Below are 8,971 nucleotides of genomic sequence, written 5' to 3'. Positions count from 1 at the left end.
ATGACGTAAGTCAGTAAGATCCCTTGAAGAACACGAGGTTGATAGGTGAGAGGTGTAAGTGCAGCAATGTATTCAGCTTACTCATACTAATAGATCGAGGGCTTAATCAGAAAATAAGTTACGAAAACTCTTTACTTTCGCATATGCGGTTTTGAAGGAACATGTTTTCTTCAATCTGGTGTCTATATCTATAAGGGTTACACCCGTTCCCATTCCGAACACGACGGTTAAGCCTTTTAGAGCCCATGATACTGCAGGGGAGGCCCTGTGGGAAAGTAGGTCGTCGCCAGTTACACGGCTCCAAGCGCAAGCTTGGGGCTTTTTTATTTGCGCTGTCTAAAATCTTTAATCGAAAATAGAATGTCATTTGGAGATATAGTATAATTATCACTATAGATTGATACGTAATAATACTTTTGTTGTATAGAGTGAATGGCTTATTTCATATTCTGATTAGGATGGTGTGGTATGGATAGAAGGATCTATCGAAAACTGGGCATTAGCGATTTGGATTTAGTCCGTCAGATGGAGGGGGATTTTCGCAGTGATTTCATTTGCGAAGAAAATGCGCGTCTGTTTTTAGCGAATCCTATGTGCCTCATTTTTGCCTGTATTGAAAATAATAGAGTGATCGGGTTTGCTTATGGTTACGAACTCAATAGATTGAATAATATAGGAAATATGCTGTATATCCATGAAGTCAGCGTACTTCCTGAATTTCAGCGACAAGGTGTTGGGAAAGAAATATTATGTGGAGTGAAGTCATTGTGCAAACTTACTGGTGTATGCAGACTTTTTCTTGTTACAGAAAAATCCAATCGAGCTGCTTGTGCTTTATATGAGTCAGTCGGTGGAGAATCCGCGCATGATGACGATATTACTTACTTTTTCAATCTCTGACTTCATTACGATTCATAATCAAAGCTTTTTATGTACGAAAACAGAAAACACGGAAAAAGAAGTTCATCAAAATAAATGATGAACTTCTTTTTAGAATCTGATGCTATTTCGCTTTATAGGTCAATACGGTTGTTTCACCGGCTTCCACATCGATGCCCACATGGGGTTCGAAGCTCTTCAAGACATCCATGTCGGTGAAGATCACAGGCGTGATCAGGGAGAACCCTTTGGATGTGATGAGCTCACGATCGATCTTAACGATGGGGTCTCCTTTCTTGACTTTATCACCCTGCTCTTTCATGGCGGTGAATCCCTCACCGTTTAAGGATACTGTATCCAGTCCGATATGAACCAGAATCTGTACGCCTTTGTCCAGTGTCATGCCGAAGGCGTGCTTTGTACCGAACAGCATCGTCAGCTCACCATCAGCAGGTGCCACGAAGGTGTCTCCGGTGGGGTCGATGGCCAGACCGTCGCCCGCCATTTTCTCAGCAAAGACTGCATCTGGCACATCTTTGATATCTATAGTCTTTCCTGATACAGGTGCAGCGATTGCGCCTTCTTTCTTGAACATTCCAAACATTTTATTCACTCCTCTAAAATTGATCACTTTTCTGGCAGTTCATCAGAATGATACCGGATGAAAAGTGAAGGGTCTATTTATCTAATTCTACAATTAATCCCTGCAGAATGCAATTCCGTTAATGCATCAGGCAGGTGAACATCTTGTAAAGGTTAAGAACAGTCGTAGAATATACTTAGCTTTCTGCTATATAATCAAATTGTGATAACCCATGCAAGAGAGAGAACATGAATCAAATGGGCAGGATTCTATGGTAAAATAGTAATGGTATGTATATGGATACCATTCATGCAAATGAATCTGCTTTGTAACAAAATGAAAGATGATATTTCATACAATGGATATAAGATGAACCGGAGGAATTATGAAAAGAAAGAACAATATATTCGATAACAGCGGAGGGACGTATTACAGATCCCAGAAGAAATCAAAGGGGATCCTGATCACCGTCCTGCTTGTGCTTGTCATCGGAACGGCTTTAGGCCTGACGATCTACAAGCTTATAGGGGAAGACAAGTTCACATCGAAAACACCCATCGTGGTGGAACCGGAAGCGGAAGAGGAACCAGTTCCTGAAGTCATTGAAGTGAACCCCGAGGACCTGGTGGAGAATTCCAACCATATCCACGAGGCTTCTGACTATGCCTACAGCACCAGGGATGTGAGAAACTGGATCACCGGGGTGGAGGCCTATGAGGGAGAGAAGATCGCCTTTCTGACCTTTGATGATGGTCCCAGTCCCCAGAACACAGGAAGGATACTGGATATCCTGAAGGAAAAGGATGCTTCAGCAACCTTCTTCACCATCGGTACAAGCATTGAAAACAGCAATTCTTCAGGCGATGTGCTGAATCGGATCCTGGAGGAAGGAAGTGCCATTGCCCTGCACAGCTACACCCATGTCTATGAGAAGCTCTATCCGGGGAATACGGCAGACAAGGTGTTCATCAAGGAAGAAATGGAGCGTCTCCAGGACAAGATCAGAGAAGTGACAGGAAGAGAGGATTTCAAGTCCCATGTGGTGAGATATCCTGGCGGTCATATGAGCTGGAAAGGCATTGAAGAGGCGGATGCAGCCCTGCAGGAAGATGGCATAGAGTACATCGACTGGAACGCCATGAATGGAGACTCAGAGCCTACAGCAAGAAGACCCAAAGATCCGGAAGCCCTGGCGGCTTTTGTCATGGAATCTCTTGTATACACCAATGTGAAGGATGTGATCGTAGTCCTTATGCATGATGCGGAGAACAAGGAAATGACCACAGAGTCTCTGCCACTGATCATTGATACACTGAGAGAGGAAGGATACAGCTTTGGTATCCTGAAATAGATGCAATTACAGGTGCAGAAAAGAGAACGGAAAGAAAGGGAAGGTGAACTTTATGAAGATACTTATATGTGAAGATGAATCCAGTATCAGAGCGTTCCTGAAAATCAATTTCGAGCGAAATGGGTTTTCCGTCATAGAAGCGGGAAGCGGGGAAGAAGCCCTGAGACTGACTGAACTGGAAAAACCCCATGTGGCCGTACTGGATGTGATGCTTCCGGGTATTGACGGATTTGAGGTCTGCAGAAGACTGAGAGAAACCCATCCGAACATCGGCATCATCATGCTCACAGCCAAAGGACAGGACCTGGATAAGATCTCAGGACTGGAACATGGTGCGGACGACTATGTGGTGAAGCCGTTCAATCCCACGGAGTTCATTCTGAGAACAAAAGCATTGATCCGAAGGCTGGAGGATGCCAAAGGCATCGGAGAAGAAGGAAAGCTTCTGGTAAGCCGGGTCTTCACCATGGACAAGTATTCCCAGACTCTGAAGAAAGGGGAGGAATACATCGAGCTGACGCCCAAGGAGTTTGCGATCATGAAGATCTTCCTTGAAAATGAAGGAAAGGCGTTCTCCAGAGACGAACTGCTGAATCTGGTATGGGGCTATGACTTCATAGGAGATCCCAAAATCGTGGATGTGAATATGAGAAGGCTGAGAGCAAAGATCGAGGACAATCCCTCTGAGCCTCGGTACATAGAAACGGTATGGGGAACCGGCTACAGGTGGGGGAAAGAGTAGAGACAAGAAAAGGAAAGGGGAAAGGAACGTGCCATGAGGTTTAGAAACAGTCTGAAATCCAGACTCGCCATAAGCTATCTGATCATCATCATCGTGACTCTGGTCATTACAGATATTGCCTTAGCCAGTGTGCTTCGGTCCTATTTCAACAGCAATGTGAGAGATACCTTGTACAATCAGCTTTCCGTGGCGACAGACACCTATTCCAGATACTATGCGGATGATACGCTGGAGCAGAATGTGGCCAATGATGAAGATGCCTTCTGGAGACAATCCAGTGCCATGGTGCAGATCATCAGTCTGGAAGGTAACGTGCTTCTGGATTCCACCGGCAACAGACCAGAAGGCGTTCTGGAGGCAGATGATGTCCAGCTTGCGCTCTCAGGCAGCAGCGGATCCACCATATACACCCACGCGGTCACAGGAGAAAAACTCATGGCGGTGTCAAAACCCCTCTACAGCAACAATGAGATTGTGGGCATACTTCGCTTCATCACTTCACTGAGAGGTGTGGAAAGCTCCATGAGCGTCATCATCATGAACTTTGTGATCTTCGGCGTTGCCGTGATCATCATATCCACTTTCATCAGCAATATTCTGGGCATGAGATTCATCCGGCCCATCGAAAAACTGACGAAGACTGCGGAAATCATGGCAACGGGCAACTACAATGTGGTCAGTGTGAAGATGCACGAGGACGAGATCGGAAAGCTTTCCGATACTCTCAACCACATGGCTAGTGAAATCAAGAAGAAAGAGGAGCTGAAAAATGATTTCATCTCTTCCGTGTCCCATGAACTGAGAACGCCCCTTACCTCCATCAAGGGATGGGCTGTGACCCTGAAGGATCCTTCCACGGATTATGCCCTTCTGGAGCAGGGGCTGGACATCATTTCCAATGAAAGCGACCGGCTGAAGAGCATGGTGGATGAACTGCTTGATTTTTCGAAATTTGTTTCCGGAAAAATCGCACTGGAGAAGGAAGACATCGATGTACGAGCGCTCTTCGACTTCCTTCAGCATCATATGGAGAATCGTGCCAACCGGGAGAAGAAGAAGCTCATCATAGAGAAAGAGGAAGACATGGGCACCATCTATGCAGACATCAACAGACTGAAGCAGGTCTTCATCAATCTTCTGGATAATTCCTTCAAATTCACGAAAGAAGGCGAAGGCGAGATTTCAGTGCGCATGAACCGGCATCGAGGGGGTGTGGATTTCATTGTGGAAGACAATGGAACCGGCATATCCCAAACAGATATCAAGAATGTGAAGGAAAAATTCTACAAAGGAAAGACGTCGAGTTCGTCCAATGGAATCGGTCTTTCCATCTGTGATGAAATCGCCCTTCTTCACGGGGGGGAACTGATTATTGAAAGTGAAGTGGACGAGGGAACGAAAATCACCCTCAGACTTTCACAAGGAGCATAAACGTGATGAAAAATGAAAACCGGATTAAAAAAGGAATAGGACTGCTCATCGGCCTTCTTTTCATGGGCCTTTTGTCCGGATGCACCTTCGGCATGGATGATGTGAAAGCAGGGGTCATGAAGCCGTATGCAGCAGGCATTTCCATCGAAGGCAGTTATGTCTTCGAGGAGGTGATCAACCTGGAGGAAGGAAAATTTGTGGATGAAACAAATTTCAGGGATTTCACAGCGGAGTTTTCCCTGGAAGGTGCCAGAGTAGGGCTGGAGTCAGTGGAACTGCCGGGATACATCTCCAAGCTTGTGAACACCTTTGATTATTTTCTGGAAAAGTACAGAGTGAATCCGTCCAGGCTCAAGCTGACAAAGGAAAGTCTTGAAGTCATCAGAATCAACAGCACAGACCGCGCCTTCTATGAGGTGTTCAGACTGGACGAGGAGCACATCGCAGTGGTCAAGGGCAATAATTTCATCACCCTTTCCAGGGTCCAGGATGGACCTGCGGAAGCTTTCATCATGGATGAAGCGGTATCAGAGAACTTCGGCGGTGCGCCGGAAGCTGCAGAGGTAAGCGACAGCCTCTTTGAGCCCAGAGCAGGGGTTCTCATCGGACTTCGTGGTGAACGCGACGAGGCCACGGATGAGCAGAGCTACAGAACCCTCTGGATCACCAATGACGGTGAAATCCAGGAGGTCTATGAAGTGGATGACATCCTTTTTCCAAGGAAGGAATTCTGGAAGCTCGAAGTGAAGCGGGATGAAGTGGAGGGTCTGGAGAAGGAAAGACTGAACATCTATGCCATCACAGGAACCCCCAGCAATATTAAGGAACAAATGGACTACAATTATCCAAGCACCTTCATGGAAGTGGAGTTTGTAGGCAACAACTATGTGAGCATCGTGGCCACAGAGGGGGAGGATTCTGCAAATGAAAGCATGCCCAAGGCCATGACCATTTCAGTGGACAACTATAATCTATACAGACCGGCGAACATCAATGATCTGGATCCGAAGGATGGGGTAACCGCATTCATCAATTCTGCGGATCAGGTCATAGAAAGAGAAGAAGCACTGGACAAAGAGTCAGTGAGTAAAGTGAACCTGTTCACCAGCTTCATCCTGAAGAGACACCATGGGCATTGGATGATGGAATCCAGGCTCCTGGCCATGAATGAGAACGATGAGGAAGAGGTCTACAAAGTACCCATCGCGCTGAAACCCGTAAAGGACATCGTAACCTATGATGATCTCACCGTACCCTGGGTCAGTGTCAAGGAGCGTGTGCCCCAGGCCATTGATGCATTCAATGCACCCGGGAACAGTTTCCTTCTGGTGAGAACGCCTAAGTATCTCATGATGTACAGCATCATCGGCGTGAATGAGATCGCAGAGGAACCTCTGCAGATCATCGAAATCAAGGAAGAGGAAGACATCATCATGGCGGAATGGGCAAGAGGGGAATTCGTGAAGAGATGGACCGATGTGGTCAGTGCACAGGGAAGAAAAATCATCTTCGTGCAGAACAGAAAATGATGATGTAGAATAACAGCCTGCAGAGAAGAAGCCTCTTTTCTGCAGGCTGTCTTAATTCTTCTAACTGTCCCAGCAGAATGCCCTGTCCGCTTCAAAGCGGAATGGGGAGAATACAATACGAAACAAGATGGCTTCTGATGAATTTTTTCTTAAGGTGCGAATAATAAATTAACAAAACGTATTATTTAGGATACAATGGATTTGATAAGATTTGACAAAGAAATTATGATAGTGAAATGTAGAGGTAGAGTATGGGTGCAGTAAAGCATTTATTTATCGTCAATCCGGTGGCTGGCAATGGCATTGCGCTGAAAATGACCAACACCATCCACAAGCTGTTCAATGAACTGAAACTGAAATATCAGGATATCTCCTATGAGATCGTCTATACAAAGGAAGAGGGGCATGCTACGGAAATCGCCAGAAAGTATGCATCCATGGGCACCTATCGCATCTATGCGGTGGGCGGAGATGGAACCCTTAATGAGGTCCTGAATGGCATGATCGGTTCGGATTCGTCTTTGGGATGCATTCCAGGTGGGTCCGGCAATGATTTCGTGAAAAGCATCGTGACGAAATTCGATCGCAGAAGGATCCTCATGAATACGGTCCTGGGGACAGAAGAGGAAATCGATGTGGCCTCTGTGGACGGCAGATATTTCATCAATATCGCTTCCATGGGATTTGATGCATCGGTGGTCAACAATGTGGAGAAATTCAAGAACAAGAGCTATCTTCCCAACAAGTTCGCCTACCTGGCATCGGTGCTTGATACAGCCAAGGATTTCAGAAATCTGAACCTGAGAATGGTGGTGGACCAGAAGGAGATCCAGACCGAGGCGTTCATGGTGGCCATCGCCAATGGGAAATACTATGGTGGTGGAATCAAGATCGCACCAGATGCCGACTTCAGAGACGGACTTTTAGATGTGATTCTGGTGAGAGACATCACCCGAGCGAAGATCATAAAGTTTCTTCCCAAAGCAGTGCCTGGAAAGCATATGGACCTGGAGGAAGTGACCCTTATGCGTGCAAAGACCATTGATCTATACAGTGACGAACCGGTATTTCTCAATATCGATGGTGAACTGGAAGCCAGACGGGAAGCGCATTTCAGACTGGAAGATGCGAAGGTGAAATTCATTATTCCAAAGAACAGTTTTTAGAGAGGGGAGGGGAAAATTATGGAAGACAATAAGAAGAAGAAAATCGAGGATCTGGCAAAGAATGTGGGGAAACTCACAAATGATGTCATGAGTGTTTCCGGTGAAGCCTTCGGACTTCTTGCGCTGAAGCTTGGCAACGAGCCGCTTGCCTACAAGAGCATCAAGACCATGAGAGAAATGGGGGCGGATACAGGAAAGAACGTGGAGAGATTCCTGGATGAAAGCATCACTAAAGTTCACGTCAGGCTTCAGGAAGAGGATCTGAAAGATCTAAAGGGCAAAGCCGAGGATGCGGTGAATGATCTGAAGGAAAGTGCACAGAAATTCAAGGAAACCATGAAAGAGAAAGCGGATTCCGTCATCACCAGAGAAACGAAGATCTATGGAGATGCGGACCAGTTCTACAAGGAAGAAGACAAGGTGGAAGGCATCATCATCGATGAGGTTTCCTGGAAAGACGAAGAATAGAAACAGGCAGGACGTACTGAAAAACGGCAGATGGGATGAACCATCTGCCGTTTCGCTTCTCTGCATTATTGTGGTTTCTTTTCTTCTCCTGGAGCCTGATCGCGATCATAGATCACTTCGTCTTTACTGACGGATGGCTCCTTTTTGTAAGTCTCCTTGGGTCGGTAGGTGGAATCGGGTTTTTTATCTCTTCCAGTGGTCCTAAATACCAGATAGACACCAAAGAGAAGAATGGCCAGGGCTCGAACCGTATCAAAGTTCAGCCAGTAGGGGAATTCACCAAGATATCTGCCATATCCGATGAATGCACCGATGAGGATCAGTGCCAGTGAAATGACCAGCAGTCCCCGGTCTTTGGGCTTGGCCACATAATACTGAAGAAGGGCCAGTCCCAGAATCACCATGAAGATGGGGCCGGACAGACTGTCCATGATGGGTACGAACTGTCTGATGAGAAAGTAGGTACCGATGAGGGTAAGCAGTCCCCCGGGAATGAGCACGCCCGCATCACGTCTTCTGTAGTTTGTGAAATAGTCGATTTCCAGAAAGAGCCCCGGCAGCAGAATGAACAGTGGCCACATGTTTCTCATGGAAAAAAGATTGTCCAGAAAAACGGCATTGTATAATGCGGCGCCGCCGATGATGATCAGGATAAGACCGATATAGTAGGATGTTCTATTACGCATTGATTTCATACCTCCTCTTTGTATCAAGAATACACTCTTAAAATTAAAGGTGTGTTAAAAATTTATGAGAACTTTCTTGAAACCCTGAAAAATTTCTGGATTCTTTTTTGCGAAAAGCATCACGGATTGTGAGTCT

At 46.1% G+C, this 8,971-nt stretch carries 9 protein-coding genes and 2 rRNA genes; 9 read left to right on the top strand and 2 right to left on the bottom strand.

Annotated features, from left to right (window positions below; all coding sequences use genetic code 11):
* The 3 genes from J3A84_RS04410 to J3A84_RS04400 all read left to right on the top strand — a co-directional run.
* Positions 1 to 110: ribosomal RNA gene (locus J3A84_RS04410) — 23S ribosomal RNA — on the top strand; the annotation flags it as partial.
* A 64-nt stretch (positions 111 to 174) separates the two neighbouring features.
* Positions 175 to 292: ribosomal RNA gene (gene rrf / locus J3A84_RS04405) — 5S ribosomal RNA — on the top strand.
* A gap of 176 nt (positions 293 to 468) precedes the next feature.
* Entirely contained in the window at positions 469 to 900 is a 432-nt protein-coding gene (locus tag J3A84_RS04400; RefSeq protein ID WP_207598798.1) for a GNAT family N-acetyltransferase, read from the top strand.
* A 103-nt stretch (positions 901 to 1,003) separates the two neighbouring features.
* Here J3A84_RS04400 and J3A84_RS04395 read toward each other — a convergent pair whose 3' ends face one another.
* Complete coding sequence (locus J3A84_RS04395; RefSeq protein ID WP_207598797.1) at positions 1,004 to 1,483, bottom strand: PTS sugar transporter subunit IIA; 480 nt, start codon at positions 1,481 to 1,483, stop codon at positions 1,004 to 1,006.
* A gap of 364 nt (positions 1,484 to 1,847) precedes the next feature.
* On the opposite strand from J3A84_RS04395, the gene J3A84_RS04390 reads away from it, so the two are divergent.
* The 6 genes from J3A84_RS04390 to J3A84_RS04365 all read left to right on the top strand — a co-directional run bounded on the left by J3A84_RS04390 (position 1,848) and on the right by J3A84_RS04365 (position 8,149).
* Positions 1,848 to 2,813: a polysaccharide deacetylase family protein gene (locus J3A84_RS04390; RefSeq protein ID WP_207598796.1), complete on the top strand. Its 966-nt coding sequence runs from the start codon at positions 1,848 to 1,850 to the stop codon at positions 2,811 to 2,813.
* 52 nt (positions 2,814 to 2,865) lie between these two features.
* A complete protein-coding gene (locus J3A84_RS04385; RefSeq protein ID WP_207598795.1) occupies positions 2,866 to 3,555 on the top strand; it encodes a response regulator transcription factor in 690 nt (229 codons plus the stop codon).
* Positions 3,556 to 3,588: 33 nt separating this feature from the next.
* The gene (locus J3A84_RS04380; RefSeq protein ID WP_207598794.1) at positions 3,589 to 4,986 is read left to right on the top strand and encodes a sensor histidine kinase; all 1,398 of its coding nucleotides are present in this window, start codon (positions 3,589 to 3,591) and stop codon (positions 4,984 to 4,986) included.
* 5 nt (positions 4,987 to 4,991) lie between these two features.
* Complete coding sequence (locus J3A84_RS04375; RefSeq protein ID WP_207598793.1) at positions 4,992 to 6,515, top strand: hypothetical protein; 1,524 nt, start codon at positions 4,992 to 4,994, stop codon at positions 6,513 to 6,515.
* A gap of 251 nt (positions 6,516 to 6,766) precedes the next feature.
* A complete protein-coding gene (locus tag J3A84_RS04370) occupies positions 6,767 to 7,681 on the top strand; it encodes a diacylglycerol/lipid kinase family protein (protein ID WP_207598792.1) in 915 nt (304 codons plus the stop codon).
* A gap of 18 nt (positions 7,682 to 7,699) precedes the next feature.
* Positions 7,700 to 8,149 carry a hypothetical protein gene (locus J3A84_RS04365; RefSeq protein WP_207598791.1) on the top strand — a complete coding sequence of 150 codons (450 nt, stop codon included), beginning with the start codon at positions 7,700 to 7,702 and terminating at the stop codon, positions 8,147 to 8,149.
* 65 nt (positions 8,150 to 8,214) lie between these two features.
* On the opposite strand, the gene J3A84_RS04360 is transcribed toward J3A84_RS04365, so the two are convergent.
* Entirely contained in the window at positions 8,215 to 8,835 is a 621-nt protein-coding gene (locus J3A84_RS04360; protein ID WP_207598790.1) for a hypothetical protein, read from the bottom strand.
* Between the last annotated feature and the right edge of the window lie 136 nt (positions 8,836 to 8,971).

The organism is Proteiniclasticum aestuarii (genome assembly GCF_017368455.1).
Taxonomy (GTDB): domain Bacteria; phylum Bacillota; class Clostridia; order Clostridiales; family Clostridiaceae; genus Proteiniclasticum; species Proteiniclasticum aestuarii.
The sequence above is the reverse complement of the archived record's forward strand: the minus strand, read 5'-3'. Positions and strand labels throughout refer to the sequence as shown.